This window comes from Methanogenium cariaci JCM 10550 (assembly GCF_001315945.1).
Taxonomy (GTDB): domain Archaea; phylum Halobacteriota; class Methanomicrobia; order Methanomicrobiales; family Methanomicrobiaceae; genus Methanogenium; species Methanogenium cariaci.
In genome coordinates this window covers 17552-44045 of sequence record NZ_BBBG01000024.1, presented here as the reverse complement: position 1 = coordinate 44045, position 26494 = coordinate 17552, and the positions used below count along the sequence as shown (strand labels likewise).

Below are 26494 nucleotides of genomic sequence, written 5' to 3'. Positions count from 1 at the left end.
TACCGGGTGTGAGAATTTCCAGTTTCGGAATGGGTTTTATGCGTACTTCACCGCTTAACAGGAAAATAGCAGTATCTTTTTTAATCTCCTGCCTCTCCTGAAAGGAAGGGTTATACTTCGTAATGATCAAAGTATTCAAAATGCTTGTCATCAAAAGGGAAGTGTGCGGCTACTGCGGTGCCTGCGTTTCGGTCTGTCCGGAAGGTGCACTCGAACTGGTAGATGCTTACCTTACTGTTGATCCGGAAACCTGTATAGAATGCGGTATATGTTCCCGAATATGTCCTCTCGGCGCTCTGGAGGTGAAGAATGCAGAGTAAGTATAATGTGTTGATCATCGGAGGAGGCCCCCCCGGCGGGGCAATGGCCGGTAAGGCGGTTGCAGAAGCAGGACTTACCTGCTGCATTATTGAGAAACGCCCGGCGATCGGTGCACCGGTACGCTGTGCAGAGGGTGTGGGACAGGAGATCTCTGAACTCGTGGACCTTGACCCCCCCAAATGGATCTCATCAAAAATTAATGGCGCCCAGCTCGTTGCCCCCCCGGACGGCCAGGTGCTTGAACTGAACCCCCCCGAAATGGCGGGGGAATGAAGTCGGCTATGTACTGGACCGGAAAATATTTGACCGGGAACTGGTCTGGAAAGCGGCCAACGCCGGCTGTGACGTATTTGTCAAGTCACGGGCAAGCAGTGCGATCATTCGGGACGGCAAGGTCTGCGGCGCTGTCATCGAGACCGGTGGCAAAACCGTCGAAGTACTCGCTGACATCGTGATCGCCGCAGATGGTGTCGAGTCCAAGTTTGCCCGCTGGTGCGGTATCGACACAACCGTTCCCATGGCAGAGATTGAGACCTGTGTGCAGTACCTGATGACCGATATTGACATCGACTCCGGTCTGAATGCCTTCTACCTCGGCCGTGATGTGGCACCGGAAGGATATGTCTGGATCTTCTCCAAAGGCGAAAAAACCGCCAATGTCGGTATCGGTATATCCGGAAAGATGTGCAAAGACGGCAAGCGTCCGAAAGACTACCTGGACGCCTTCATTGCAGAACACCTGCCGAACGGCAAGATCATCGAGTTGATGGCCGGCGGCGTCTCGGCGTGCAAGCCACTGGAATGCACGGTCGCAGACGGGCTCATCATCGTGGGCGATGCGGCACGCCTGAGTGATCCGATAACCGGCGGCGGCATCATCAATGCGATGTACACCGGAAAGCTGGCAGGCGAGGTTGCAGCAGAATCCATTGCAGCAGGGGGGGACTGCAGCAAAAAGGCTTTGATGAGATATGACACCGAGTGGCGCTGTTCCAAGATGGGAAAAGGCCTGAAGCGCAACTATCAGGTGAAAGAGATATTCATTAAACTCAAGGATGAAAAACTGAACTCCATCGTAAAGTCAGTGAATAAACTTGACATGGAGATATTTGATACCAAGTACCTCATCCGGGAACTGGTCAAATACAATCCATGGCTGTTAAAAGATATCGGAACCCTCAGACGGCTGTTAGACTGATTTTTTCAGCTGCCGGTTGAGAATATTCAAACACTCTTTTTCTGCATCCTTCTTGGTGAAGACAATGATATTGTCGCCCTTGCGGATACGCACCTTGCCGCTGGGGGGGATGATGATATCTCCCTTCTCCCGTTTAATCGCGATGAATACGAAGTCCGCTACATCCAGCTCTTTGATTTCATGATCGATCATGGGAGCGTCATCATCCACATCGACTTCAAAGATGGACCCCCCGGTATGGACGCCAGCTGATGAAGGTCAGTGTTATCTGACCAGAAATACAGACGTTCCGCAACGAGTTCATCAGGATTTTCACTGATATGCACGCCCACCTCTTTGAACATCTCAGAATGCTGATTCTGGTTAACGATGGAGACGACATTCGGCACAGCAAACTTTTTTGCCAGCCAGCAGGCCATCAGGTTTACCGCGTCGTCACTGGTGGTGGCAACCAGTGCCTGTGCACGTTCAATACCCGCATCCAGAAGAATGGATTTGTCGGTGGCATTTCCGGCAATAGCAAGGACATCATAATGGTCGATAATCTCGTTGCAGCGTCCCTCATCGTGATCGATAACCGCCACAGAATTTCCATTTTCAACCGACATGGCCACAAGTGCCCTGCCGATACCTCCGAGACCAATGATGATGACATACATCAAAATGGGTATCCGCCACACCCATTGATATAGGTTGTGGATTGAACATTATCTACGTGATATGCGGTATTGATGAAGCCGGAAAAGGGCCGGTGTTGGGCCCGATGGTTGTTGGCGGAGTATCTGCCCGTGATATGGACGAAGTCGCATTAACCGGCGTTGCCGATTCGAAAACTCTCTCCCGCAAACGCCGGGAATTCCTGTATGACGAGATCACGGAACACTTTGTCACTGCCACGATCATTCTATCTGCAGAGGAGATCGACCGTCTCCGCGCAGAAATGTCCATGAATGTGATCGTTGCACGGGCACATGCGGAGGTCATCTGCAAGCTGTCCTGTGATACGGCATATGTTGATGCCTGTGATGTCAATGCCGAACGATACGGCAGGACGGTTGCCGGATATACCGGGAAAAGAACAGATGCCATTGTAGCCGAACATAAAGCGGATGCACGCTACCCGATCGTCAGTGCCGCATCCGTTGTTGCAAAGGTAACACGAGACCGGTGCATTGAGCGTCTGCATGAAGAGTTCGGAAATTTCGGGAGCGGCTACCCGTCGGACGCGGTTACCATACGGTTTCTGGAGACCTATATCGCAGAATCCGGTCACCCGCCATCCTGTGCACGTGCGTCCTGGGAGACGACACGGAGAATCATGAACCGCCTCTCACAGCCCACGATATTTGATTTCTGAAGATATCACAGGTGCCATGCAACGGTTTTTATAATCACTGAAGCCAACGATATACTGAATGGATTGGCTTTTAATCGGCATTATTGCAGTTATTATCTATGCCCTTGTTGCTGGTTATATCAAGTATGCACACCTGTGGGAGGCGCATGTCACCTTTTATGGACCGATTCTTGCACTGAAGACAGACAATGTAGGATTTTTTGATTTTTTCAGACGACAGGCCCGGTTCTGGCGTGGCTACGGGACACTCGGCGCCATCCTCGTGGTCGTGATCTCCATACTGATGTCTGCACTCCTCCTGCTTGCGGTCTACAATTCGATGATGAATCCCCCTTCACCGGTAGGGATTTATGAACCGCAGAATATTCTCGCCATCCCCCCCGGTGTCAATGATTTCATTCCCATCACACTGGCCGTCATTATCGGGTTTTTCCTGACCCTGGTCGTCCATGAGTTCGGACATGCAATTCTTTGCAGGGTTGAGGATATCAAAGTGAAGAGCACCGGCATCCTCGTTGCGGTCATTCCCATCGGTGCCTTTGTGGAACCTGATGAAGAAGAGGTGGAAAAAGCCCCGCGTTCTGCAAAGATACGGATGTATGGCGCCGGTATCACCAACAATCTTGTTGTTGCCCTGATCTGTTTTGTGGCCATTGTCCTGTTGTTGGGAATGGCAACTCCCTCGTCTGTGCCCATGATCCAGGGAGTGTATAAGGATTACCCCGCCGGTCTGGCGGGCATATCTCCTGATTCCGTGATCGATGCCATCGACGGAGTCCACGTGGAGTCCAGAACCGATGTGTCAGACCTGCTGCAGCAGACGGTTCCCGGAGATACCCTGACGATAACGACGCTGAAGGGCGGAGTCTCCTCTGAGCATACCCTGATTCTGGGGGGGGAGTGGCCCGAAGAGCTCGACAATAGATCCAGCGGGTTTATGGGAGTCACCTACTATTCACCCGAATCAGCTGAACAGATATTCAGTAATTTCGTAAAAAGCCCCCCTCGGCCCCCTGCTTCTGCTCTACGTACCGATCAACATGGTCATCGAGGACGACAGCCTGAACCTGGGCATCCTTGCGTTTGATGTGCCATATATGGAGATGTGGGAGGTGCCCTTTACCGGATTCTGGGGGGGCGTTATTCAGATACTGTTCTGGACGTTCTGGTTCAATCTGGCAGTCGGGACATTCAATGCACTCCCGTTTATTCCCCCCCTGGACGGCGGATATATCATGCAGGAGGGCGTGACCCGGTTCTTTGAAAAACGGGGGGTCGCAGTGATCTGGTCTCCGTCGTGGTGTCGTTGATCAGTTCGTTTATGATCGCCGTGATCCTGCTGCTGCTGGTAATTCCATACATCTTTGGTTAATTCAGATACTTCCCGCTCGAAGAAACAACAGGACCGGATGCATCTGCATCTGACCCTCCATCACCCACAAACGATGCTTATGTATAATAATTAGGTAATACAGAAGTATCAGTACAGGAACAGGTATTTCCACCTATGTCGAGAATCCCGGCAAATAAACTATATGCCCTTGGCTGGTATAACGAAGGCATCGTCCATCTGAAGATCAATCAGTTTGAAGAGGCGATGCAGTTCATTAATTCCGCCCTTGATACACTGCCGGAAATCCGGATTTTTAATCGGAAAAGGCAATGTGTATCTGGCGCTGGGAAATTACGAAGAGGCCTATTACTATTATCGCAGGGCTGCCGATAATGAACCAGGGAATTTTCGTGCATGGCTGAATATGGGAACCGCACTGATGCGCCTGGAAAACTATACCGATTCTCTCAAGTGCTTTCATCAGGCGAATAAGATTAAAAATCCCGATGGAGAGGTCTGGCTGGGAATCGGTATCTGTCTTCTGAACCTTGGTGAAACGGATAAGGCTTCAGATGCCCTGAAGACTGCCATCCGGTTAAAACCCAATCAGCCGGCACTCTGGTATTACCTCGGACGAATTGAACGGGATTCCGGGAAAGCGCTGAAACTGCTTCTGCGGGGATACCGGATGGACCCGGAAAATATTGACATCCTGCTTGAGATGACCCGGCTTTACATCCAGCTGGGGAATCAGGAAGAGGCGGGAAGGATACTGGAAGAGGCATATGAACTGTCTCCCAAAAATCAGCGTGTCGTTGAGATGATGGAATACTACGTCTTGGAAACGACATGGAATGAAGTCTTCGACAAACCGTATCGCAACCATTCAGACAGAAAATAATGATAAAAATTATTGATATCTGAGCATGGCAATGCGTGAGCCTTTCTCTACCCCCCCGATGGAATCTGCAATCGGGACACACTTTACCGTCATACAGTATGCAACCGGGGGCAGTCCCTCGATCTCGGTCAGGGATTCGTAATTGGCCATGCCCTTTGCAATAATAAGGCTGGAACGTTCGATTGCGTTTTGCAGCTCTTCGGGTGCCAGTGCAGGATTATACCCAAGTTCGGCAATACCATGGGTATTGGTCAGAAGCACGTCGCAGACGGTATCGATTCCTGCGGTATGGGCATCCTCCCATGTCGCGTCATTGATAATCGGCCCGCCGCGGACGACCACGGTGACATGGGACCCCCCCTGGTCCTTCAGGAACCGGATCAGGTAGGAATCAAAGATGATCTCTCCACAGTTGTCGCAGAAGAAGACCACCCGGTCGGAAAGGGCCAGTATCTCATCCGTATCGTCAATGGTCAGACCCTGTTCAAATTCATTTCTGAAATGCAGAGCAAGGTTGTCGGTCACCGTGTGTTCCCGGGACCCGTAGTCAAGGGTATTTCCGATGATCGCGGCGAGGCAGAGGTCGCGAAACCCCCCCATATCGCCGGTGATCAGGTGTTCACAGGCGTTGCGCGCATCTGCATTGTCTTTTGCTTTCAATGCGTGATACGGATCAACAGACCCTGCCTCCTCATACGCAAGCCGGTGAATCCTGCTTGATATCTGAGGGGCCGCCCGGTCCTCTCTACACAGTTCGGTGAGAAGATTCCGGCATTTTTCGGTGATTTCCGCGGTTTTTTCGGGATCTCTGCAGACGAGATCACATTCATATGCGATGCGGGAAAGCAGGCATTCAAAACAAGACTCAGTAATCTTCATAAAAACGTTCCAAAAATAAAATGGGGGCCACTGCGATTCGAACGCAGGTCAGAAGACCCCCCAGTCTCCTAGGATGGTCCAGGCTACCCTATGGCCCCGCTCTATAGAGTCTGTTCGCATTCTTTATCTAACTTCCTTTTTGAAAATCAGAATTTAATATCTTTAAATTCCTTGACGTTCTTTGTCAGCTCCTCAATCTCATTTGAGGTCAGGTTTACTTTTCCATTAAGGCTGTTCATCTCTTTCAACAGCTGATTGATACGGGTGTGCATCAGTTTTACGACAAAAAGAAGAAAAACGATCACGACACCGAATAAGATCAGCATCATCTTCTGCGCTTGTAACTATCATTTTTTCCCTCGGAATATGGAACGTGCCAGTCGGTCAATGAAACTCTCCCGTGATGCTTCAACTTCGGAAGTGTCAGCATAGGTGGTCCCGGCAAGGTTTGCTGCAATTCTCCGGTATGCCTTTGCCGCATCGGAATTCGGATATTTTACCACGATGGGTGTTTTATATGCCGACGCCCTGCGAATATTCGGATCCTCGGGTATGATCCCGATGACCTTCACCCCCCCAACACCTCTTCCATTTTTTGTTTTGATACTTCGGTGTTTTCCATCGTGGCACGGGTGAGTATTGCCCCCCCTTTACACTTCCCCCCCCACCAGTTCGGTCAGTATCTTCGTCTTCAGTGCATCCACCATAGACGACAATTCAGGATTCACCACCAGAATCACTTCGTCTGCAATGGCGAGCGGAATAACCCCCCCGTCCCGACTGATGCCTGCGGGTGCATCGATAACAAGAAATTCACATTTCCCTATCAGTTCACGCATCACATCCCGCAGTTTGTCGGGATCAGCGTTCTGAAATCCTTTTAGGGATATACCGCTCGGAACGACCTTGACACCAAATGCCCCCCCTTCATAGACCGCTTCAGACACCTTTGCATTGCCTGCAAGCACTTCGTGAAGGGTGATCGGGACATCTTCCAGCCCCCCCATGACAATACCAAGGTTTGCCATCCCCATGTCGGCATCCATCACATACGTCTCTTTCCCTAGTTCTGCAAGGCATGTGCTAAGGTTAGCCGACGTCGTGGTCTTACCTGTTCCCCCCCCTTTCCTGACGCAATCGTGTAAACTTTAACCATGAATACCTCCCAAATTCGTGGATTGTACGCAGTAAATTAGTGATTTTGTATTACTTAATAGGTATGGATTATTGCAGATCAAAATAAGAGAGGGGGGGAGCTGCCACAGTATTTAGGATTTCCCAAATTATTATATATTGTTTTGGTGATGTCAAAACAATCTTTAAATACTTATAGCCAATGGGAGAGGATTGACCTTCCATCCCGTATCATCATGTCCGCCCGCTCTTTGGTGACCTGCTGAGAAGTTCTGAATATCAAAAGAATCTCTTCACCCCCCCGGTAACTGAGGGGGGGGTGATATGCGTATCTCCAATCTCGGTCATGCCATTTTCCTGGTAGCGTGCGGTAAGATTCGCCGCTTCCCGTTCACTGTCTGCATGGGATGAAGCGATGGAAAACCCGTCCACTGATGCCAGCGTTGCTGAATCAAGATGATACTTAAGCGTATAGCGTTTCATGCTTTCCCCCCCGATGTCAGAGATACCCTCGGTGAGATTGATATCGCGAATGATGGCATTTTTGGGTTCCGCAATCTTCGGTTCCGGCTTTGGCTCTTCCCGGCGTTCGTCTTTTTGTGCGGTCTTTGTTTGTGCGGGTTTTTCTTCCGGAATGTTCGGTTTGTTTCCCTCTGCCATCTGATGTTGAAGATCAAACACCTTGTAGGTCAGAATAATCAGTGCAATAAACAGGATGACAATTACGACACCCAGAATTATTAGATAACTCTCTTCAATCATGTATCTCCCCCCCGTTCCGTTTTTTTTCAGATTTTGTGTCCACAATCAGGTAATCGAGATCCAGTTCTTTGATCACATCTTTGAAATTGTCCCGTATCCGGGATTCCATCAGTCCCATATCCATATGTTCAAGGGTGTCGACCTCCTGCGCAAATTCATCCGGTTCCTCTCCCCCCCCATCATCCGGAATCCCCCCCATGCCAGCCCCCCCGGACCGTTCAATGATATCCGCCAGGTCAGGTGTTCATACGAAGGGATCTCTTCCGGGGGCGGCGGTGCTGCCGAGATCCCCCCCGACATTCTCCTCTCCGGGCTCTTCGATGATCGAGCGTTTCTCTTCAATAATTTCCTTTGAGATTGCGGTGATCGATACTCCGGTGCCTTTGATCCAGTTATTAGCCCAGTAGCCTTCATTGAATTCCAGTGCAAGATCCATCTGCTGATGGGACAGGTCATAGAGTTCGGCCGTCACCCTCTTTTCCAGTTCCTGCTGGATGTCCCCCCCGACAGCCTCTTCTCCGTACTTGGGAGGATAGTCAATCATAATGCACATGCCCTTGCGGTAGATCGTAGACACTTTCCGCATACCGATATCAATGACCATGTATCCGGTGAAGTTCTTCTCTTCAGCAGAACGGATCACATCCAGAAGCGGAACGGACTTTTGAATGGCGACGAACTTACCCCGGGGGGGGCAGTTGGAAATTACTCTTCGGTTTGATGATTTTGGGATTTACCGCAGGTCGGAATTCAAAAAACGTGTTGACATCCGTTGCGGAGTCCGGCCCGATTGTTTCACTGGAGAGTTGCTGCCTCTTGACTTCCGCCATGATTTTAGATTTGGATAGTGCCTCTTTCTCCTCCCTTTTTACAGGCGGAGGGGTTTTTTTGGGAAAGACCACGGTGCAATCCGCATTAAATTCGATGCTCAGTCCGACCTGGGTCTCGGTAAATACATACAGTTCTGCATAAACATCGGATGAGTCCAGTTCAATCCGTTTAAACGCTTCAAATCCACAGAATTGTCCTGCTTTTGCCAGTATACACCTGCCGTCCCTGAATACGGCGGATGCGGTGCCTGAGTTGAGATATATATTGCAATGCCCGGTAAATTTTTGTTCAGAAATTTCTTTGAACAGAACAGATGGCTGAATAGCTTTCTTAACGGAATGCAGCGTCCCCCGAGCAATTGCATACTATTTAAAAATTAAAATCCTGATGTAATAAACCTGTTGTCCGTCCCTCTTTTTTTGGATCGGCATCGGTGCCGGCATAACGGACGATGCCAATCCACGTCACCACGGCCGAATATTAAATAGATATATGTGATATGGAATCCAATCTGAATTTATCCGTTCCATTTACCCGGAGACATTGGCGTGAGTAATATATCTTTAGTTAAGAAACAGATTGCAGCACATCTGGATGAATGCATGGCCCTTGATGGCGTTTCAGGATGTGCAGTCGTTTCACGTACCGGTGCTCTCATGGAAAAAAGAATCGAGAACTGTCTTTCAGCCCCCTCTTTTGCAGCCATGAGTGCGACGGTGATCGGCTCTGCCGAGGCAGCGGCAAGTATGCTGCATTTTTCCCGTCCGGCGTCTGTTTTTGTCGAAGGGGGGGACGACGGGGGGGGATTATCGTCCTGAGTGCCGGAAAGGATAATCTAATAACGGTAATTATTAATAAATCAGCTGATATACAATCACTGAAAAGGGAACTGGCAGTTATTGCGAATAATATTGGGGGGGAGGAATAAATATGTATACAATTCTAATCGTTGATGACAGCCCGATGATCGTTGATGTGTTTGTTGCGATGCTTGAGCGGGGGGGTATCGTCCTATTGCAGCATACAGTGGGAATGAATGTCTGGAAGTCTTAGAGGATGTCAAACCGGATCTGATTCTTCTGGATATTATGATGGAGCCGATGGACGGCTGGGAGACCCTTGAGAATATCAAGATGAATGCATCGACGGCCAATGTCCCGGTGATGATGCTTACAGCCAAACAGCTGACACCTGACGAAGCACAGGAATACGGCGCATATATTGAAGATTATATCATGAAGCCGACCACCCACCGTCAGCTCTATGATGCCATCGAATATGTCCTAAAACGTCAGGAAAAAATCAATAAGGATATTGAAGAGGCAAGGGGCAAAGGCACCGATGCACAGATCATTGAAGAGTATGAACGGCTGAGCAAGAGTGCGGACGTCTCCCGCCGTCTTCTGAAGATTCTGGAGTCCACCTACAATATCAATGACTCCAACGTGAAGGTCGGGGAAAATATTCAGCAGGCAATCGAGAGCATGGGATGAGTATCAAGTTCCAGGAAGAACGTCTGGAACAGATCTCAAAAGAGTATCTCCATCTGAAAAACTAACCCGGACATCCTATTTTTCATCCTTTCCCATGTAGACGATGGCAATCGTAAGGATCAGTACCGCGATGATTGCGAGGACAACCTCTCCGAGCAGAAGCGCGGTCAGCGGTTCCGTATCAAAGAAGAGCAGCCGTCTGACCATGGCGGTGATGCCCGCAATCAGGATGGGACGAATCTGTATGGTATGGGTACGCAGATAGCCGGTCACCGTCTCCAGAATCTCAATGATGATGATGGTCAGCAGCACTGCGTGCAGGGCGTCCATCATACCTGCCTCCTTTGACCCGGCCAGCATCACCCCCGAATCCGGTAACCGCATCGAGAAGTGACAGCGCGGCGAGGATGAGCAGGATGACGGCGATGAACACATAGATCAGGTATGTCCCGGAACCCAGAATATCGACAATTTTTCCTTCAATTCGATCAGATTCTCCTTTCATCCCGTGAATTCCTCCGAATTATGATGCATTTTGAAGATTTTCGGTATCATCCTATTTATACTCACGGGGGGGTGCAGACATGCGCGGGATTTGTCCCCCCCCGGAAGGGAATGATCCGATTTCGTATTTAAAAAGCAGATAGTTTTATATATATATGCGTCCCACTTAGTATACTGATTCGATCAGTAACTCGGGCCCATAGCTCAGCCAGGAAGAGCGCCTGGCTTTTAACCAGGTGGTCGGGGGGGGTTCAAATCCCTCTGGGCCCGTCGCCACAAAGGCATGTGGCGCAATGTGTAATTTTTTGCGGTGATGCATCTGAAAATGAATCAGATACTGATTATTAGGGGGGCGTTAGATGGACACCAAAGACTTTCCTGTAATTGAACATGTGATGGTTCCTGAACATCACGTAATGACCCGGGAGGAAGTAGACGATCTTCTGCAGAAGTATCAGATCAACTACGACCAGTTGCCCAAAATCTATCATGATGATCCAGCTGTGAAGACGATTGGCGGAAGTGTCAATGATGTTATTCGAATTGTAAGAAACAGCCAGACGGCAGGCCGTGCGGAATCATTCCGGATGGTTGTCAAGAGGCCGAAAAAATAAAACTTATTGAGGGTGATCTCTCTGCTTGATACAAACGTATTATCTTCAGCCTATTTTTCACGAGAACACGTAGCACGTCATCAGCTGGATTCATACAACAATTTCCTGGATTTTAACCTCCAGAAAGTTGTAGATGAACAGCGGATTATTGAGACTGATATCGGCCAGCGGGGGGGTAAGGACAACGACCCCCCCGTGTGGGTTGAACTCGGAAAGATAGAAGTATTAAAACCAGTTGTCAGAGAAGCGGACGGGTCCCAGTCCGGTCTGTTTCCCTGTGAATCGCGACTGAGAAATCTGACCTATGCCGCACCAATCAAACTCGACATGGTGCTGGTTCAGGGTGAGGAACGCCAGGAGCCCGTGGTAACAACCATCGGCCAGCTTCCGGTAATGATCGGTTCGCAGAGTTGCAATCTGCATGGCATGTCCGACGAAGAACGGATCAGTTACGGTGAGGACTCTCACGACCCCCCCGGCGGATATTTCATCGTGAACGGGTCGGAACGTGTCTTAATGACACTGGAGGACCTTGCCTCCAACAAGATCATGACCGAATACACGGAGCGCTACAGCGAGAGAATCTATGTTGCAAAGGTGTTCTCCCAGTTCCGTGGATATCGTGCTCTGGTCATTGTTGAACGAAACCGGAAAAACCTGCTCGAAGTCTCCTTCCCGTCCGTTGCCGGCCACCTCAGGTATGTCGACCTGATGCGTGGGCTGGGACTGGGCAATGACCTTGACATCGTGCATGCGGTCTCCGACGATGAACAGATCCTGACCTTCATGATGCAGAACCTCGAAGAGAGCGAATGCGACGACACCGAAGAAGGGATCATGTACGTCGGCAAAAAACTCGCGCCAAACCAGACGCGGGATTATCAGCGCAAACGTGCAGAGTTTGTACTCGACAACTATCTGCTTCCCCACCTGAACTATCTGATGCCGGAAGGCCTCAAGGAAGAGGACCCCCCCGGATACCAGCAGGCAGTTGAGGGTGTCAGACTCGCAAAGGGATACTTCCTGGGACGGATGGCAGAGGCATGCTTTGACCTGGTGCTGGAAAACCGGAGAATTGATGACAAGGATCACTACTCCAACAAGCGGCTCAAGCTTGCCGGGGGGGATCTGATGGAGGATCTCTTCCGTATCTCCTTAAACCGTCTGACCCGTGATGTCAAGTATCAGCTTGAGCGTGCCAGCATGCGACACCGTGACCTCTCTATCGGCACCGCAGTCCGTGCGGATGTGCTGACCGAACGTCTGCTCCACCCGCTTGCCACCGGAAACTGGGTTGGCGGACGTACCGGTGTATCCCAACTGCTTGACAGAATCGATCACATGGCTGTCGTATCCCACCTGAGAAGGGTTATCTCTCCTCTGTCACGTTCACAGCCACATTTCGAGGCTCGTGATTTACACCCGACCCAATGGGGGCCGGATTTGTCCATCCGAGACACCGGAAGGTCCGAATTGTGGTCTGGTAAAGAACTTCGCACAGTTAGTGGAGATCTCCAAAGGAGTCCCCCCCGATGCGCAGGTGGTCAATAAAACACTCTACAACCTGGGTGTGGAAGAACTGAAACGGGAGGTATTATGAGCAAAGCTTCGAAGAAATCCCGTGTGTTTGTCGACGGTGCACTGATCGGTTTGTCTGATGCGCCCAACGAGATGGTCGCACGGGTCCGTAAGATGCGGCGACGGGGGGGCGAACTGTCACCGGAAGTAAACGTCTCGTATAAGGAATACAACCGGGACATCATCATCCATACCGACCGGGGGGGCGTGCCCGCCGACCCCTGATCGTGGTCGAGGAAGGCAAACCTCTGGTCACCGAAGAGGATGTCGAGTGGCTGAAATCCGGGGAAATTGACTTTCAGGATCTCGTCTCCCGGGGGGGAATTGTCGAATATATCGATGCTGAGGAAGAAGAAGACCTGTTCATTGCGATGAATGAGTTTGAGATCACCCCCCCTGACCACACCCATCTTGAAATCGACCCGGCACTGATCCTTGGTATCGGAGCGGCACACGTTCCGTTCCCGGAACACAATGCATCACCGCGTGTTACGATGGGTGCAGGTATGATCAAACAGGCACTCGGGTTCGGCTGTTCCAATATGAAACTCCGTCCGGATACCCGTGGCCACCTGCTCCACTACGCACAAAAACCGCTTGTGCATACCCAGACATCCGAGATCATCGGCTCTGACGACCGGCCTGCCGGTCAGAACCTCGTCGTTGCCATTCAGTCATACGAAGGGTTCAATATTGAAGATGCGCTCATCTTCAATCAGGCATCCATCGACCGTGGGGGGGTAGGACGATCCCACTTTTTCCGAACCTATGACGCGAAGAACGCCGTTACCCCCCCGGCGGACAGGTCGATAAAATTGAAGTCCCGGACGAGGAAGTGGCAGGCGCACACGGTGCGGAATACTACCAGAACCTCGACACCGACGGCATCATCAACCCCCCCGAGACGGTCGTGCATGAAAAGGACGTCCTTATTGGTAAGACATCACCGCCCCCCCGGTTCCTTGAAGAACCGTCCGGTGAACTGATCACCGTTGAGAAACGCCGTGATACCTCCGTTACCATGCGAAGCAACGAACGGGGGGGTATCGTCGATACCGTCATCCTGACCGAGGGAGAGAACAGTTCCCGTCTGGTCAAGGTACGGACACGTGACCTCAGGGTCCCGGAAGTCGGTGACAAATTCGCATCCCGTCACGGACAGAAGGGTGTTGTGGGACTGATTGTCCCCCAGGAAAACATGCCCTTTACCGAAGCGGGCATTGCACCCGACCTTGTCATCAACCGCATGCGATTCCATCGCGTATGACCATCGGACATATGCTGGAGATGCTGGGTGGAAAGGTCGGATCCCTCGAAGGCAGACGTATCAAGGCGACGGCATTCTCCGGAGAGCCGGAAGAAAGCCTGAGAAGTTCGCTTGCCAGTCTCGGATTTTCCCACAACGGCCGTGAAGTGATGCGGGACGGCATCACCGGCAGACAGTTCCACGCAGATATTTATATCGGTGTCATCTATTACCAGAAGCTCTACCACATGGTGTCTTCAAAGATGCACGCCCGGTCCCGCGGACCGGTGCAGGTTCTGACCCGTCAGCCAACCGAAGGACGTGCCCGTGAGGGAGGTCTCAGATTTGGTGAGATGGAACGTGATGTCATGATCGGACATGGCGCGGCAATGGCTTTGAAAGAGAGACTGCTTGATGAGTCTGACAAGTCGAACAGTTTGTCTGTGCCAAGTGCGGTATGATCGCCTTCCTTGACCGGAACCGGAACGTGACCCGCTGCCTTGCATGCGGAAACGAGATCGATATCTATCCGGTAGAGATGAGTTATGCATTTAAACTCCTCCTGGATGAGATGAAGAGTATGGGTATCGCACCCAGGATGCACCTGGAGGACCAGGTATAGGGGGGGGTTCTAAAATATGCCAAGTCCAAAACGAGTGGGAAAGATCGAATTCGGTCTTCTCTCACCAAAAGAAATCCGGAAGATGAGTGTCCGGAAGATCATCTGGGCAGACACCTATGATGATGACGGATTTCCCTATCCTCAGGGCCTGATGGATCTGCACCTCGGTGTCATTGACCCGGGGGGGTTACGCTGCAAGACCTGTGGAAACAAGGCGTCAGACTGCCCGGGACACTTTGGCCATATCGAACTGGCCAAACCCGTCACCCATGTCGGATACACCCGGCTTATTCGGAAACTGCTCCGTGTCTCCTGCCGGGAATGCAGCCGCCTGCTTTTGAGTCCGGACGAGATCTACAAGATTCTCGGCCCTGAAGAAGAGCGCAATGCGGATGTCATTACCGAAAAGGACATCAAAAAGGAACGTATCTGCCCCCCCCACTGCGGCGCCCAGCAGAACAAGGTTAACTTTGAGAAACCGACGACGTTTTCCGAAATCTGGACCGACGAAAACGGTCGCAAGGTGGATCACAAGCTGACCCCTGCCGACATCCGGGGCCGTCTTGAGAAGATACCCGATGAAGACCTGCGTCTTCTGGGAATCAACCCCCCCGATGTCGCCCGTCCGGAATGGACCCTCATCACCGTACTCCCGGTGCCTCCGGTTACGATGCGACCGTCGATTATTCTTGAGAACGGACAGCGCTCGGAAGATGACCTGACCCACAAGCTGGTCGATATCATCCGTATCAACCAGCGGTTCAAGGAGAATCAGGATGCAGGTGCACCCCCCCAGCTGATCATTGAGGATCTCTGGGAACTGTTACAGTACCACGTAACCACCTACATGGACAACGAAGTAGCCGGTTGTCCGCCTGCCCGACACCGCTCCGGCAGACCGCTCAAGACCATCTCTCAGCGTCTGAAAGGAAAGGACGGCCGTTTCCGTGGATCTCTTTCCGGTAAACGTGTGAACTTCTCCGGACGTACGGTCATTTCACCAGACCCTAACATGAGTATCGGTGAAGTGGGTATCCCGCTTGCGATTGCAAACGAGATGAGTGTCCCTATCCGGGTCACGCCGTTTAATGTCGAAGAAGTCCGGGCAATGGTGCTCAAGGGACCCAACCGGAACTCCCTGACCGAACCCTGCGGTGCGAACTATGCCATCCGGCCCGACAACCGGAGGGTCCGGTTAAACGAACTCACCTGTGAGACCGTCGCCGAACAGCTCGAACCGGGCTGGACCGTGGACCGTCAGCTGAGAAACAACGATATTGTGCTCTTCAACCGTCAGCCGTCCCTTCACCGGATGTCCATCATGGCTCACCGGATCATCCTGATGAACGGGCGCACATTCCGTCTGAACCCGGCCGTATGTCCACCATACAATGCGGATTTCGATGGTGATGAGATGAACCTGCACGTGCCGCAGACCGAAGAGGCACGGGCGGAAGCGCACATGCTCTGTTCCGTCTACAATAACATTCTCTCACCGCGTTTCGGCGGACCGATCATCGGCGGTATCCACGATCACATCTCGGGTATCTTCCTGTTGACCCATACGCTGCGGTGGTTTACCAAAGAGGAAGTCATCTCACTCATCAAGTTCAACCCGCCCGAGCACCTTCCGGAGCCCGGCAGGTCGAGAACGGAATCGAATACTGGTCGAATAAACAGGTATTCTCCCTGATTCTCGCCGACGATCTGAACCTCGTATACCGCGCCAGTTCCTGTAAGGACTGTGATGTCTGTAAGAAAGGCGACTGCGAGCAGGACTCGTATGTGCAGATCGCAAACGGACAGCTGCTCACCGGCACGATTGATAAGAAATCGATTGGTGCGTTCAAAGGAAATATCCTGCAGCGGACCATCCGGCAGCACGGGCAGAGACGTGGTGCACAGTTTATTGACGACTTCACCAAGCTCTCCATCCGTTCCATTATGTTCGACGGGTTCTCCTTCGGTATCGACGACGAAGATCTCTCAAAGATCGAGTACAAACAGATCGACGAGGGTCTGGACGAGGCCATGCTTGATGTCGAGCGCCGTATTCAGATCTATGAAGAAGGGCAGCTCGAACCGATGCCCGGTCGTACGCTCGAAGAGACGCTGGAGATGCAGATCATGCAGGTGCTCGGCAAGGCCCGAGATAAGACCGGTGAGATTGCAGGACGTCACCTGGGTCTCTCCAACAGTGCGGTGGTCATGGCGGTCAGTGGGGGGGCGCGTGGTTCCATGCTGAACCTGACCCAGATGGCCGGTTGTATCGGTCAGCAGGCAGTACGTGGTGAACGTATTACCCGTGGATACGAAGACCGGACCCTGCCTCACTTCAAACGCGGAGATCGCGGAGCACCGGCTCACGGATTTGTGCGCAACAGTTACAAGAGCGGACTGACACCGACCGAGTTCTTCTTCCACGCTATCGGTGGTCGTGAAGGTCTTGTCGATACTGCGGTTCGTACATCACAGAGTGGTTACCTGCAGCGGAGAATGATCAATGCACTTCAGGATCTGAAGGTGGCATACGATCTGACCGTCCGGACAACCGGAGGACGAATCATTCAGTTCCAGTACGGAGAAGACAGTACCGATCCGTCAAAGGCCTGTTTCGGAGATCCAGTGGATGTCCGTGGTGTGCTTGAGAACGTGTTAAAGGAGGAGGTCTGATGGACGCACATATGGTTGAGGTGATCGACGCGGCAGCGATCCCGGAAAAAACAAAGACTGACCTGAAAAAATTAATGGAAGGTCATGACATCTCCCCCCCGGAACAGTTTGAAGAGATTATGCAGCAGGTCTATGTTGAGTATCAGCAAACCCGTATCCAACCGTGTGAAGCGGTAGGCATTATATCCGCACAGTCAATCGGGGAACCGGGTACTCAGATGACCATGCGAACCTTCCACTATGCGGGTGTCGCGGAAATTAACGTAACCCTCGGTCTGCCTCGTTTAATCGAGATTATGGATGCACGAAAAAGCCCGTCCACACCGACCATGACCATCTACCTGAACGGGGAGTTCGCGAATAATCGTGACCGTGCCCGTGACGTGAGCTGGCAGATTGAGGCAACCCGCCTCAATGAGTTCGGCGATGTGTCAACGGATCTCGTGCATATGAGGGTGACCGTGAAGGTCAACCGGGAAGTCTGCGAAAAGCGTAAGGTCACCGTTGAGGAGATCATTGAACGGGCCCCCGATAAAATCCGGCAGAAACGCCATTACCGGGACTTTGAAGCAGAACCGGACGTGGATAATCATCTGCTGACCTTCTATCCAAAGGATCGCGAGAGTTACCAGAATCTCTTCCAGCTGGCAAACCATGTGCGCGATGTCATCGTTCAGGGTATCGACGACATCGAGCGCGTCGTTGTCAGGAAGGAGAGCGGAGAGTATATACTTTATACCGAAGGCTCAAATCTTAAGGATGTATTCAACGTGCACGGTGTTGACATGACCCGTACGCGGACAAATAACATTTCAGAGATATCAGAGGTTCTGGGAATCGAGGCTGGCAGAAACGCAATCATCGACGAAGCGCTGAGCACGTTACGTGAACAGGGTATCGATGTCGATGTGCGGCATATCATGCTGGTTTCAGATATGATGTGCATGGAAGGTGAAGTCAAACAGATTGGACGTCATGGTATTGCCGGTGAGAAAGAGAGTGTTCTTTCCCGTGCAGCGTTTGAAGTCACAGTCAATCACCTGCTTGATGCAGCAGTAGCAAATGAAGAGGATATCCTTCAGGGTGTCACCGAGAATGTCATCGTCGGTCAGCCAATTCAGCTGGGAACCGGAGATGTGAAATTAATTGCAAAACCATTTAATTAGGAGCAAAACTATGGACTTCGAAAGCTCATTGCGCCGCGCAATAAAGACCGGAAAGGTACTCAGCGGCCAGAAATCAACCAAAGAATGCATTGAAAACAAGACAGCCCAGATGGTTGTTGTTGCGAAGAATTGTCCGGAAGAATATGTAAAATATCTGTCCGGGGGGGTAGAGGACACCTTCGTCTACACCTATGACGGTTCAAGCGTCATGCTGGGGAAATCCTGCGGACGGCCTCACATGGTCAGCGCACTTGCGATTGTTGATGCAGGCGAATCAGACATCCTTACACTCAAGAGGGCATAATATGGGAGAAATCGTACTGAATGAACAGAGCCTTCAGCTGATGGCTGAGTTTGAACAGCTCACCGGTGCCGGCAGCAGAGACTGTATCATTGACGACAGAAACGAACGCCTGATTTTCGTCATCAACCCCGGCGAGATGGGTCGTGCAATCGGCAAACAGGGTTCCAGCATCAAGAAGGCATCCGAGGAATTAGGCAAGCGCATCGAGGTTGTCGAATACTCCGACGATGCAGAGCAGTTCCTCAAGAACTGTTTCCTTCCGGCACGCGTCACCTCCATTCTCTTTGAAGAGAATGAAGAGGAAGAAGTCGTCGCATTTATCGACGTCATTGAAGAAGACCGCGGCATTGCCATCGGCAAGGCAGGAAAGAATATCTTCAAGGCAAAGTGCCTTGCAGAACGCCAGCACGATATCGCAAATGTTCAGCTCGTCCAGGACGACGCTGAATAATTCCGTCTTTTTTACAACAATTATTATCAGCTGATACGTGTAGCTGAATGCATGCACCTCACGTCAGGCGGGATGCACCCATGATTCAGGAGATCGCATACCGGACGGTCTTCGGGCTGCCGGTGGCGGGTCTTGTCGGGCTGGTGACCCTGACCGCGTTTATCGCTACCGCAGCGATTGCTTTGGCGCACCGGAGACGGGTGCGGTGGGCGTCGTTCGCCCTTCACTACCGCTTTGCCGTCCTGTCCCTGGTGCTGGCCGCCTGTCACGCCGTTCTTGCGCTGTCGGTCTATATCGGGTTTTAGTGACCGGTTACAGCACAATCGTCGTGGTGCCCTTCCCGATATTGTGCCGGAAGAACGGTTCGTCGGAATCCGCCTGCGCCCAGATGATCGTGATCTCCTTGCCCGGTGTCAGCACGTTGTCATACACGTCCCCGGTATCCGTTTTACGGGAGAATTCCAACACCGTCCCTCCCATTCGTTCCTCTGCGCCATAGAGCAGGACGTCATCTGTCCCGCCCTGCTCAGTGTCCGGGGGATGCGGGCCGGTCGGACCGGTGGAGTACATGTCAAACAGATACGGGACATTGTCCGCGATGCCGCCCAGAACAATGTCGGCATCCTGCATGCGGTTCGTCGGGCCAAACCCGATGCCCGCCCAGCCCGGCGAGGTGGTCTCAAGACCAAAATAGACGGTATCATTGACCGATTTCCAGTGGATGACATACCGGCCGTCATTCACCGATAAGGATTTGGTATATTCATCTGCCGCGATCACGCCGTCCGGTGTCCAGACGGTCAGGCCCGATGATGTCTCTACAATCGTCTCCGGCTGTTCATCAATGCATCCGGCAATGGCGACGGCGATGAGCAATACGATACTGATCTTTCCTGCATCCATGGGCACCTGTAGGTGATAGAGAATAAAAGGGTTAGGGGGGGGTCCGGGTCTGCATCCATGTGGAAAGCAGCCCGAAACAGCCGGTCAGCATCATGTCGCCATGCGGTGCCGCCTGATACGCGTCCGGGAGAATCTCACGGCGGTTCGGGCCGGTGACGGCGACGAGGCATGAGTCGCAGGCACGGTGCACGGCAGCCCCCCCGTGACCGTGGTCGTCAAAGACCTCCTCGTTGGTCAGCGTGCCGTTCCGGAGTTTTGCGAGGTAGTCCCGGCAGCTGCCGTTATTGATCAACACCCGCGAATGGTGCTCGAACACCCCCCCGCATATTTCATCGCCTTGGATAGTGAATGCCAGCGTATGCCCGTTTCCCGCATTGACGATGGTGACACCGTGCTCCCGTGCGGCCTCGACCACCGGGTCCTGGAGGGCACCGAGTACGGCGGCGGCCCCAGTATCCATGACGAGGGCATCAGGTTCGGTCTCAAGGATGGCCTGCATCCGGGTCATGGACGGGGGGGACGGCGGGTCCTGAATCAGGGAGCTGATGTCCCAGTTTCCGTTCTCCAGCGTCTTTCGCATATGCAGGAACCGGAACTTCCGGTTGCTCATATCCGGGCTGTAGCCATGGTCCTGCACCGCAATGGCCAGATGTTTGGGATATTCGATACCAAACCGCTGACAGGTCTCCTCGAGTGCGGCCTTCATATAATCCCCGGTAGGGATGACAACCGCATCTGCCGGAGGGGTGTCGGTGATCGTAACGCCAAGCTCCTGCACGTAATCCAGATTGTCGCGGATGGACAGCGCAGCCGTTGGGGGTTGCCGAGAGGTTCAGACCTTTCGGCAGCCAGTGCTTGATCGTCTGGGTATTTTTGCCCCCCCCTCCCATCACCGGCCCTTCCAGATGGACCGGCCGTCCCTCTGCTGCGGCCTTCTCAATAGCCATTCCTACGATCACGTTGGGCGACGGCAGCACCATCTTAATGGAGTTTTCAATCGGCTGGCCGGGAGTATAGAATAAAATGTCCTGCGTCCCCCCCCTCCCTACATCAAGGAGGAGAACGGGTTCAGATGGCCCTCTCATACGTAATGGCAGTATGGGAGGGGGGGAAAATAGTTAAACCTCTACCCGCCGGTCCGCAACGGAGAGGCATGATTCCGGGTTCTTTTCCGATCGGTACTCCTTAAACTGTTTGAGAGAGACCGTGAGGTCACGGGTAAAAGCAAAGTAACCGATCTGGGTGTTCCGGCAGAGGTTCATTGCCATGTCCATGAGACCACGGGGGGGGTCGGGACGTGCCTCTCCCAGCCAGATATGGAAGATGTTGCCGCCGTCCACGATGGGGGGGAAGAAGACGTGTTCAATCTCCATCCGTTTCGTCAGCGGCACATCCGCACCCGGTGTCACATGGGTGCCGTTGGTGTAGTAGATGGGCAGATCAAACTTCTGTCCCAGTTCGGGCAGGGCGGCTTCAAGGTCGCCTTTGATCACCGTTTCTGCGGGGGCACGGAAGCGCTGATCGATCAGATCGGCAATCGCAAACCGCTGTCCGGTCGTCTCCGCAGGTGTCCGGGCCAGCGCGATGGTCATCCCGGTTCTCCGGGAGATCTCCTTTGAGTAGAGTTCCAGCTCGGTCATCGCCCGGATGGCGAAGTTGAACGCCTCGCGGCTCTCGTGCAGCTGGGTGCCGATATGGTGCTGGACCATCTCGTTGACACCGACAATGCCAATGGTGTAGACCAGCCCTTCCAGATCAACCGCCACAGGGCCCCCCGGTCTTCCATATTGGGATCATTGGGATCCTTGGGCTGCTGCATGGCAAAGGGCATCCGTCCGGTTGCCCGGATATGATTCATCCAGCGCCGTTTGATCCGGAAAATTTCGACCGAGACGTCCATCAGCTTCTTGAGTTCGGCAAAGAGCCGCTCGTCATCTCCCTCCGCCTTGTATGCCGCACGGGGGGGGCAGTTGATCGAGAGGACCTGCCACGAACCCATCGAGAAATGTTTGCCGTCGGCAAACAGCATCTTGTCATCAAACTGATCGTCCTCGTCTGCCAGAGACGAGAACTGGTAGGCACAGCACTGGTAACACGAGATGCCCTCCCCCCCGGACCCCCCCGGTATGCCGGGATCTGGTTGTCGTAATACGGTGTCCCGTACTTGGACGCGAGTTCAAAGGTCATCAGGTAGAGTTCAGTGTAGGAGGGCAGACCGGGGTTCGCCCGGTTGAACTCCTCGTCCTCGGTCAGGAAGTCCGGTTCGATACTGATCTCGGGTTTGGGGGGGAAGTTGAACGGTTTGCCCCCCCAGTAATCGCCTTCCAGCATCACTTCCATCAGGGCCTTAAAGAGCAACCGCACCTCCCGCTCGAACTCACCATACCTGCGTTCCGGCGCCTGAACACCGTTCCATACCTTGCCCTTATAGACGCAGGGCTTCTCCTTCCAGAGGGAAGCACACCCGGCGAGAGCTGCACCGACGAGAAGACGACCTGACCACCGCGGGCCACCATCATCTGCGTCATCTCGTAGACAAACATCTGCATGAGCTGCCGGATGTCCGCATACGAGAGTCCTTCAAAGTACGGCGCAAGGAAGGTCAGGAAATTGTAATACCCCCCCTGTCCCCCCCCGGCAAAGTTCGTCTGGGCGCTGCCGAGTGCCTTCACCGCGTGGAGAACAGCGACCTCTGCACGTTTGGCAGGACCGGCGACGGATGCCTTGGTTCCGCTGCCGTCCGGCATCAGACCGTAGTAAAAGAAATACCGCAGATCCCAGTCCTGGCAGAAGGGTCGCGTCCCGAAATATTCAAGATCATGGATATGGAGATCCCCCCCGGCCAGATGGTAATCGGCCAGTTCCGGGGGGGGCAGCTGAAGCAGATACTGTTCCTTGCTGATTTTATCCGCTTTCTTTTTGTGCGAGGTCTCGGCATTCTCCTGAAGGTTGGCGTTATCGTGGGACTCAAAGCCCCCCCGGCCCACATCGATGAGATGCGCATCAAAGACCGGAGTACCGACGCGGGTACACACATTCCGGTATTTGGTCAGATCCCGTTCCAGGAGAGTGATATTCAGGATTTCCCGGATCAAAGGACCGGACAGGGATTTGAGTTTGAGTTTTTTGATTCTGTTCTCGACTTCCAGTGCGATCTCACGGGCGAGTTCTTCATCTGCGCCCTCGCCTCCGTAAAATGTCTCGACCAGTTTGGTCTCGGTGAGTATCTGGGTGACGATTTTTTCCCTGTCCCATTCTAAGATATGGCCCCCCCTCGATGTTCTGACTTTGGGAAGTGTGGGTACAAAGAAGCCATCGAGAGTCTGCTGATTCTCTGCATGACGGGGGGGATTTTCGGGCATATTATTCTCCCCCCCGGAGCAAGGAATCAACGACCGCCTCACGCACCCCTTCCGCACCGAAGAGATCCTTTGATACCAAAAACGTGGTCCCGACCTGAAGGACCGGTGCTTCCCGGACAAATACGCCATTAATTCTGAGTTCCGTCAGGGCCCCCGGCGTCCATCATATTGAGAATAGTATACGGCACACCCGCCGCATTCAGGTATTCCTTTAACAGTTCACAATTCGGGCAGTTTTCAAGAGTATATACATTGATCTTAGTTGTGTCTGTCACGGATAGAAATCCCCCCCATGGATTTTGTGTACCAGTGTTGTGTCGGAACTAAAAATAATTCTTCTTTCGTACCGGAAAAATAAGGGGGCATGGGTAACCCTATGTCATAAACCGTGCAATAGATAGATATATGGTTCGGGCCTTTTTTGCTGTTGAACTCACTGACGATATCAGGAACCAGTGCGATGCCGTGCAGGATATGCTCCGGCATACTGATGCAAAACTGAACTGGGTGAATCCTGCTCTCGCGCATATTACCCTGAAGTTTCTGGGAGATATCTCTGATGACCTGCTGCACCGCGTGGAGGGAGTCATGTCAGAATTTTCATTCGACCCGGCGGAGATGACCGTGTCGGGTGTCCAGCTGCATCCGCGAAAACGTCCCCGCATTGTCTGGGCCGACGTATCCGATAACGGATGGGGGGGGAGAGACAACGGTCGCCGGGATGGACAAACTTCTTGCCCCCCCGCTGGGCATTCCCTCCGAGACACGGATATTTACCCCGCACGTCACCCTCGGGCGTATCAAACGCTACGACCCTTCCTGCGTGCCGCATTGGAGAAGGTGGCCGGGCATGCATTCGGAGAGATGCGGGTCGACACCATCACCCTGAAGAAGAGCACCCTCACCCCCGCAGCCCGGTGTATGAGGATATCATGGAGATCACGATATGAATACAAGAACGGAGACAGAGGAAGCGGTGCTGTCGTCTGTCCGTCCGCAACAAGAGGAAGTTGACGACATCTGTGCCGTGGCAGAGATGCTTTTGAAAGCGGTGAACGAGAGCGGAACGGCACAGGGCATGGTCGTCGGTTCGGTCGCCCGCAATACCTGGATCAGCGGCGACCGCGACATTGATGTCTTTATGCTCTACCCGCCTGATATGTCCCGCGAAACACTCGAAGAAGACGGCATCATTCTCGGCAGGTCGATTGCGTCCCGGTTCGGCGGCCTGTTTGTGGAAAAGTATGCGGAACACCCCCCCTACGTGAACGCCACGATATCCGGATTTGACGTGGACCTGGTGCCCTGCTATGCAGTGACCGATGCCGCACACATCCAGAGCGCGGTGGACCGGACGCCGTTTCACACCCGGTATATCCAGTCGCATATCGGCGGCCTTGAGGACGACGTGCTGTTGATGAAACGGTTCTCCAAGGCGGGCGGCGTCTACGGCTCGGACCTGATGACGGAAGGTTTTGCCGGATACCTGTGTGAACTGCTCGTGCTGAAATACGGCGGGTTCCGTCCGCTCATTCAGGCCGGTCAGTCCTGGCAGACGGGGCAGACGATTGACATCGCACACCATCAGGGAAAGCAGTTTGACGACCCGCTGGTTGTGATCGATCCGGTGGACCCGAACCGGAATGTGGCCGCATCCGTCTCAAAGGCCCAGCTGGGGGGGGAGTTCATCGAGCTCTGCCGTGGGTATTGCGCATCCCCCCCGAACCGGGACTATTTCTTTCCGCCTGCAAAGCCGGACATCACCCAGGCAGCATTTGCAGAGATCGTAACGGAGCGCGGGACCGGGATCTACAGCATCAGTTTCCCCCCCACCCCCCCGCACCAGATTCCTGATATCGTCGTGCCGCAGCTGCGGAGAACGACGGCGGGCATCGCCTCCCTCCTCGAACGAAACGGATTTGTGATCAACCGCTACGACGCGGTGATGGAAGACGAACGCTGCTACCTGCTCTTCGAGATGCTGGTCGACCGACTCCCCCCCCGCTCTACACGCATACGGGTCCGCCCGTTGATAATGGCATGAACGCGGGAAAGTTCCGGGACAAGTACCTCGACCGCGAGGTCTTTTCCGGGCCGTTCATTAACGGGGGGGACGGCAGGTATGCCGTCGAGATGCAGCGGAAATGGCTGACGGTCGCCGACCTGCTCCAATCCGACGACCTCTTCACCGCGAAGATGGGCAAGCATGTGATGAAGTCCATGAAAAAAGACCGGGAGATCAAAACCGGCACAAACTGCTGGGATGAAGCGGTCAGGGATTTCCTGGGCGCATTCTTTTGGAAAACGTCGTCTGCCGTGACCCGGAAGAGAGCATAATTTTTTTGCATCCCGTCTCCGGGACATATATATAATTATATATCTCCCTGTACAATCAGTTATCAACGCAGGCGGGAGTCTCGTTTTTTGTCAGGTGATCAGAGTATATGGAAATCCGGAAGGTACAGGTAACCGGGGGTTCGTCTTTTATTGTCTCCCTCCCCCCCAAGGAGTGGATAAAAGCTTCCGGCATTCATAAAAACGATCCGGTGGGCCTGATCATGCAGCCCGACGGCTCGCTGACGGTGACGCCGGGCATATCGAAGAAGGCCGCGGAACGAAGGAAGGTCTTTGACCTGAACCGGTTTGACCATGCGGACATCCTGTTCCGCTCGTTAATCGGTGCCTATGTGGCAGGATACAATATCATCGAGATCGTCTCGCCGGGGAGAATCCCTTCCTGGGTGCACAAAACCGTGCGGAAGTTTACGCAGCGGACGGTGGGGCAGGAGGTCTCGGACCAGACGGATAAGAAAATAGTGATCCGCGATCTCCTGAACCCCCCCGGCGAGATGCCCTTTGCCA

The 26494-nt window shown here is 52.9% G+C and carries 24 protein-coding genes, 2 tRNA genes and 9 pseudogenes; 21 read left to right on the top strand and 14 right to left on the bottom strand.

What is annotated here, in order from left to right:
• The first annotated feature begins 140 nt into the window (after nt 1-140).
• Entirely contained in the window at nt 141-320 is a 180-nt protein-coding gene (locus JCM10550_RS14660) for a 4Fe-4S binding protein (RefSeq protein ID WP_062400185.1), read from the top strand.
• Nucleotides 310-1519: pseudogene (locus JCM10550_RS14655) on the top strand (NAD(P)/FAD-dependent oxidoreductase). Before JCM10550_RS14660 ends, JCM10550_RS14655 begins: the two are co-directional and overlap by 11 nt.
• Here JCM10550_RS14655 and JCM10550_RS14650 read toward each other — a convergent pair.
• Nucleotides 1511-2178: pseudogene (locus JCM10550_RS14650) on the bottom strand (TrkA family potassium uptake protein). The pseudogenes JCM10550_RS14655 and JCM10550_RS14650 overlap by 9 nt on opposite strands.
• Before the next feature lie 41 nt (nt 2179-2219).
• Between JCM10550_RS14650 and rnhB the strand changes: the two are divergent.
• The 4 genes from rnhB to JCM10550_RS14635 all read left to right on the top strand — a co-directional run bounded on the left by rnhB (nt 2220) and on the right by JCM10550_RS14635 (nt 5110).
• A complete protein-coding gene (rnhB, locus tag JCM10550_RS14645; RefSeq protein ID WP_281175423.1) occupies nt 2220-2876 on the top strand; it encodes a ribonuclease HII in 657 nt (218 codons plus the stop codon).
• A 58-nt stretch (nt 2877-2934) separates the two neighbouring features.
• Complete coding sequence (locus tag JCM10550_RS25345; RefSeq protein ID WP_281175422.1) at nt 2935-3963, top strand: site-2 protease family protein; 1029 nt, start codon at nt 2935-2937, stop codon at nt 3961-3963.
• Nucleotides 3917-4186 (top strand): site-2 protease family protein, encoded by a 270-nt coding sequence (locus tag JCM10550_RS25340; protein WP_281175421.1) that lies wholly within the window; start codon nt 3917-3919, stop codon nt 4184-4186. The genes JCM10550_RS25345 and JCM10550_RS25340 overlap by 47 nt, the downstream gene beginning before the upstream one ends.
• A gap of 276 nt (nt 4187-4462) precedes the next feature.
• Complete coding sequence (locus JCM10550_RS14635; RefSeq protein WP_157200315.1) at nt 4463-5110, top strand: tetratricopeptide repeat protein; 648 nt, start codon at nt 4463-4465, stop codon at nt 5108-5110.
• Between the two features lie 9 nt (nt 5111-5119).
• Here JCM10550_RS14635 and JCM10550_RS14630 read toward each other — a convergent pair whose 3' ends face one another.
• The 7 genes and pseudogenes from JCM10550_RS14630 to JCM10550_RS14600 form a co-directional block, all read right to left on the bottom strand.
• Nucleotides 5120-5989: a DUF89 domain-containing protein gene (locus JCM10550_RS14630; RefSeq protein WP_062400177.1), complete on the bottom strand. Its 870-nt coding sequence runs from the start codon at nt 5987-5989 to the stop codon at nt 5120-5122.
• Nucleotides 5990-6011: 22 nt separating this feature from the next.
• Nucleotides 6012-6087: transfer RNA gene (locus tag JCM10550_RS14625), tRNA-Pro, on the bottom strand.
• Nucleotides 6088-6135: 48 nt separating this feature from the next.
• A complete protein-coding gene (locus JCM10550_RS14620; protein WP_062400175.1) occupies nt 6136-6318 on the bottom strand; it encodes a hypothetical protein in 183 nt (60 codons plus the stop codon).
• A gap of 18 nt (nt 6319-6336) precedes the next feature.
• Nucleotides 6337-7145, bottom strand: a pseudogene (gene minD, locus JCM10550_RS14615) (cell division ATPase MinD).
• A gap of 257 nt (nt 7146-7402) precedes the next feature.
• Complete coding sequence (locus JCM10550_RS14610) at nt 7403-7885, bottom strand: hypothetical protein (protein ID WP_062400173.1); 483 nt, start codon at nt 7883-7885, stop codon at nt 7403-7405.
• A complete protein-coding gene (locus JCM10550_RS14605) occupies nt 7878-8084 on the bottom strand; it encodes a hypothetical protein (RefSeq protein ID WP_062400171.1) in 207 nt (68 codons plus the stop codon). The genes JCM10550_RS14610 and JCM10550_RS14605 overlap by 8 nt, the downstream gene beginning before the upstream one ends.
• Before the next feature lie 45 nt (nt 8085-8129).
• Nucleotides 8130-8528: a hypothetical protein gene (locus JCM10550_RS14600; RefSeq protein ID WP_062400169.1), complete on the bottom strand. Its 399-nt coding sequence runs from the start codon at nt 8526-8528 to the stop codon at nt 8130-8132.
• Nucleotides 8529-9264: 736 nt separating this feature from the next.
• Here JCM10550_RS14600 and JCM10550_RS14590 point away from each other — a divergent pair.
• Nucleotides 9265-9534: a roadblock/LC7 domain-containing protein gene (locus tag JCM10550_RS14590; RefSeq protein ID WP_062400165.1), complete on the top strand. Its 270-nt coding sequence runs from the start codon at nt 9265-9267 to the stop codon at nt 9532-9534.
• A 112-nt stretch (nt 9535-9646) separates the two neighbouring features.
• Nucleotides 9647-10274: pseudogene (locus JCM10550_RS14585) on the top strand (response regulator).
• Between the two features lie 10 nt (nt 10275-10284).
• Here JCM10550_RS14585 and JCM10550_RS14580 read toward each other — a convergent pair.
• Both JCM10550_RS14580 and JCM10550_RS19910 read right to left on the bottom strand, forming a co-directional pair.
• Complete coding sequence (locus JCM10550_RS14580; RefSeq protein ID WP_218185248.1) at nt 10285-10542, bottom strand: phosphate-starvation-inducible PsiE family protein; 258 nt, start codon at nt 10540-10542, stop codon at nt 10285-10287.
• Entirely contained in the window at nt 10496-10714 is a 219-nt protein-coding gene (locus JCM10550_RS19910) for a hypothetical protein (protein ID WP_062400161.1), read from the bottom strand. The genes JCM10550_RS14580 and JCM10550_RS19910 overlap by 47 nt, the downstream gene beginning before the upstream one ends.
• 192 nt (nt 10715-10906) lie before the next feature.
• Here JCM10550_RS19910 and JCM10550_RS14570 point away from each other — a divergent pair.
• From JCM10550_RS14570 to JCM10550_RS14530, 9 genes and pseudogenes are all read left to right on the top strand, one after another.
• Nucleotides 10907-10983: transfer RNA gene (locus JCM10550_RS14570), tRNA-Lys, on the top strand.
• Between the two features lie 89 nt (nt 10984-11072).
• On the top strand, nt 11073-11327 hold the full coding sequence (locus JCM10550_RS14565; RefSeq protein WP_062400159.1) for a DNA-directed RNA polymerase subunit H: 255 nt from the start codon (nt 11073-11075) through the stop codon (nt 11325-11327).
• Nucleotides 11328-11348: 21 nt separating this feature from the next.
• Nucleotides 11349-12927: pseudogene (locus tag JCM10550_RS14560) on the top strand (DNA-directed RNA polymerase subunit B'').
• Nucleotides 12924-14773, top strand: a pseudogene (rpoB, locus tag JCM10550_RS25335) (DNA-directed RNA polymerase subunit B). Before JCM10550_RS14560 ends, rpoB begins: the two co-directional pseudogenes overlap by 4 nt.
• Before the next feature lie 16 nt (nt 14774-14789).
• Nucleotides 14790-17446, top strand: a pseudogene (locus JCM10550_RS14550) (DNA-directed RNA polymerase subunit A').
• Entirely contained in the window at nt 17446-18612 is a 1167-nt protein-coding gene (gene rpoA2 / locus JCM10550_RS14545; RefSeq protein WP_062400157.1) for a DNA-directed RNA polymerase subunit A'', read from the top strand. The pseudogene JCM10550_RS14550 and the gene rpoA2 overlap by 1 nt, the downstream one beginning before the upstream one ends.
• Nucleotides 18613-18622: 10 nt before the next feature.
• A complete protein-coding gene (locus JCM10550_RS14540; protein ID WP_062400156.1) occupies nt 18623-18916 on the top strand; it encodes a 50S ribosomal protein L30e in 294 nt (97 codons plus the stop codon).
• Nucleotide 18917: 1 nt separating this feature from the next.
• Nucleotides 18918-19367 carry a NusA-like transcription termination signal-binding factor gene (locus JCM10550_RS14535; RefSeq protein WP_062400154.1) on the top strand — a complete coding sequence of 150 codons (450 nt, stop codon included), beginning with the start codon at nt 18918-18920 and terminating at the stop codon, nt 19365-19367.
• A gap of 47 nt (nt 19368-19414) precedes the next feature.
• Nucleotides 19415-19672 (top strand): hypothetical protein, encoded by a 258-nt coding sequence (locus tag JCM10550_RS14530; protein WP_062400153.1) that lies wholly within the window; start codon nt 19415-19417, stop codon nt 19670-19672.
• Between the two features lie 7 nt (nt 19673-19679).
• On the opposite strand, the gene JCM10550_RS14525 is transcribed toward JCM10550_RS14530, so the two are convergent.
• The gene (locus JCM10550_RS14525; protein WP_062400151.1) at nt 19680-20270 is read right to left on the bottom strand and encodes a DOMON domain-containing protein; all 591 of its coding nucleotides are present in this window, start codon (nt 20268-20270) and stop codon (nt 19680-19682) included.
• 31 nt (nt 20271-20301) lie between these two features.
• Entirely contained in the window at nt 20302-21048 is a 747-nt protein-coding gene (locus tag JCM10550_RS14520; protein ID WP_245619311.1) for a DUF1786 family protein, read from the bottom strand.
• Nucleotides 21049-21083: 35 nt separating this feature from the next.
• On the opposite strand from JCM10550_RS14520, the gene JCM10550_RS23605 reads away from it, so the two are divergent.
• On the top strand, nt 21084-21287 hold the full coding sequence (locus JCM10550_RS23605) for a hypothetical protein (RefSeq protein ID WP_245619309.1): 204 nt from the start codon (nt 21084-21086) through the stop codon (nt 21285-21287).
• Between the two features lie 101 nt (nt 21288-21388).
• Here the strand turns inward: JCM10550_RS23605 and nrdD are convergent.
• Nucleotides 21389-23632: pseudogene (gene nrdD, locus JCM10550_RS14515) on the bottom strand (anaerobic ribonucleoside-triphosphate reductase).
• A 1-nt stretch (nt 23633) separates the two neighbouring features.
• Nucleotides 23634-23907: pseudogene (locus JCM10550_RS14510) on the bottom strand (glutaredoxin family protein).
• A 130-nt stretch (nt 23908-24037) separates the two neighbouring features.
• On the opposite strand from JCM10550_RS14510, the gene thpR reads away from it, so the two are divergent.
• Genes thpR through JCM10550_RS19170 form a run of 3 tightly spaced genes read left to right on the top strand, consistent with a single transcriptional unit; the run spans nt 24038 to nt 25969 of the window.
• Complete coding sequence (gene thpR, locus JCM10550_RS14505; protein ID WP_062400150.1) at nt 24038-24646, top strand: RNA 2',3'-cyclic phosphodiesterase; 609 nt, start codon at nt 24038-24040, stop codon at nt 24644-24646.
• Nucleotides 24579-25676 carry a CCA tRNA nucleotidyltransferase gene (gene cca, locus JCM10550_RS14500; protein WP_157200314.1) on the top strand — a complete coding sequence of 366 codons (1098 nt, stop codon included), beginning with the start codon at nt 24579-24581 and terminating at the stop codon, nt 25674-25676. The genes thpR and cca overlap by 68 nt, the downstream gene beginning before the upstream one ends.
• The gene (locus JCM10550_RS19170) at nt 25673-25969 is read left to right on the top strand and encodes a hypothetical protein (RefSeq protein WP_157200313.1); all 297 of its coding nucleotides are present in this window, start codon (nt 25673-25675) and stop codon (nt 25967-25969) included. The genes cca and JCM10550_RS19170 overlap by 4 nt, the downstream gene beginning before the upstream one ends.
• Nucleotides 25970-26494 lie beyond the last annotated feature (525 nt).

What these genes read in the sequence shown, in the direction of transcription:
- JCM10550_RS25345 (WP_281175422.1), top strand. Translation starts at nt 2,935, where the DNA reads ATGGATTGGCTTTTAATCGGCATTATTGCAGTTATTATCTATGCCCTT.
- JCM10550_RS14525 (WP_062400151.1), bottom strand. Translation starts at nt 20,270, where the DNA reads ATGGATGCAGGAAAGATCAGTATCGTATTGCTCATCGCCGTCGCCATT.
- JCM10550_RS25340 (WP_281175421.1), top strand. Translation starts at nt 3,917, where the DNA reads ATGGTCATCGAGGACGACAGCCTGAACCTGGGCATCCTTGCGTTTGAT.
- thpR (WP_062400150.1), top strand. Translation starts at nt 24,038, where the DNA reads ATGGTTCGGGCCTTTTTTGCTGTTGAACTCACTGACGATATCAGGAAC.
- JCM10550_RS14660 (WP_062400185.1), top strand. Translation starts at nt 141, where the DNA reads ATGCTTGTCATCAAAAGGGAAGTGTGCGGCTACTGCGGTGCCTGCGTT.
- JCM10550_RS19170 (WP_157200313.1), top strand. Translation starts at nt 25,673, where the DNA reads ATGAACGCGGGAAAGTTCCGGGACAAGTACCTCGACCGCGAGGTCTTT.
- JCM10550_RS14630 (WP_062400177.1), bottom strand. Translation starts at nt 5,989, where the DNA reads ATGAAGATTACTGAGTCTTGTTTTGAATGCCTGCTTTCCCGCATCGCA.
- JCM10550_RS14565 (WP_062400159.1), top strand. Translation starts at nt 11,073, where the DNA reads ATGGACACCAAAGACTTTCCTGTAATTGAACATGTGATGGTTCCTGAA.
- JCM10550_RS14620 (WP_062400175.1), bottom strand. Translation starts at nt 6,318, where the DNA reads ATGATGCTGATCTTATTCGGTGTCGTGATCGTTTTTCTTCTTTTTGTC.
- JCM10550_RS14610 (WP_062400173.1), bottom strand. Translation starts at nt 7,885, where the DNA reads ATGATTGAAGAGAGTTATCTAATAATTCTGGGTGTCGTAATTGTCATC.
- JCM10550_RS14530 (WP_062400153.1), top strand. Translation starts at nt 19,415, where the DNA reads ATGCATGCACCTCACGTCAGGCGGGATGCACCCATGATTCAGGAGATC.
- rpoA2 (WP_062400157.1), top strand. Translation starts at nt 17,446, where the DNA reads ATGGACGCACATATGGTTGAGGTGATCGACGCGGCAGCGATCCCGGAA.
- JCM10550_RS14580 (WP_218185248.1), bottom strand. Translation starts at nt 10,542, where the DNA reads ATGATGGACGCCCTGCACGCAGTGCTGCTGACCATCATCATCATTGAG.
- JCM10550_RS19910 (WP_062400161.1), bottom strand. Translation starts at nt 10,714, where the DNA reads ATGAAAGGAGAATCTGATCGAATTGAAGGAAAAATTGTCGATATTCTG.
- JCM10550_RS14540 (WP_062400156.1), top strand. Translation starts at nt 18,623, where the DNA reads ATGGACTTCGAAAGCTCATTGCGCCGCGCAATAAAGACCGGAAAGGTA.
- JCM10550_RS14605 (WP_062400171.1), bottom strand. Translation starts at nt 8,084, where the DNA reads ATGGGGGGGATTCCGGATGATGGGGGGGGAGAGGAACCGGATGAATTT.
- cca (WP_157200314.1), top strand. Translation starts at nt 24,579, where the DNA reads ATGAATACAAGAACGGAGACAGAGGAAGCGGTGCTGTCGTCTGTCCGT.
- JCM10550_RS14535 (WP_062400154.1), top strand. Translation starts at nt 18,918, where the DNA reads ATGGGAGAAATCGTACTGAATGAACAGAGCCTTCAGCTGATGGCTGAG.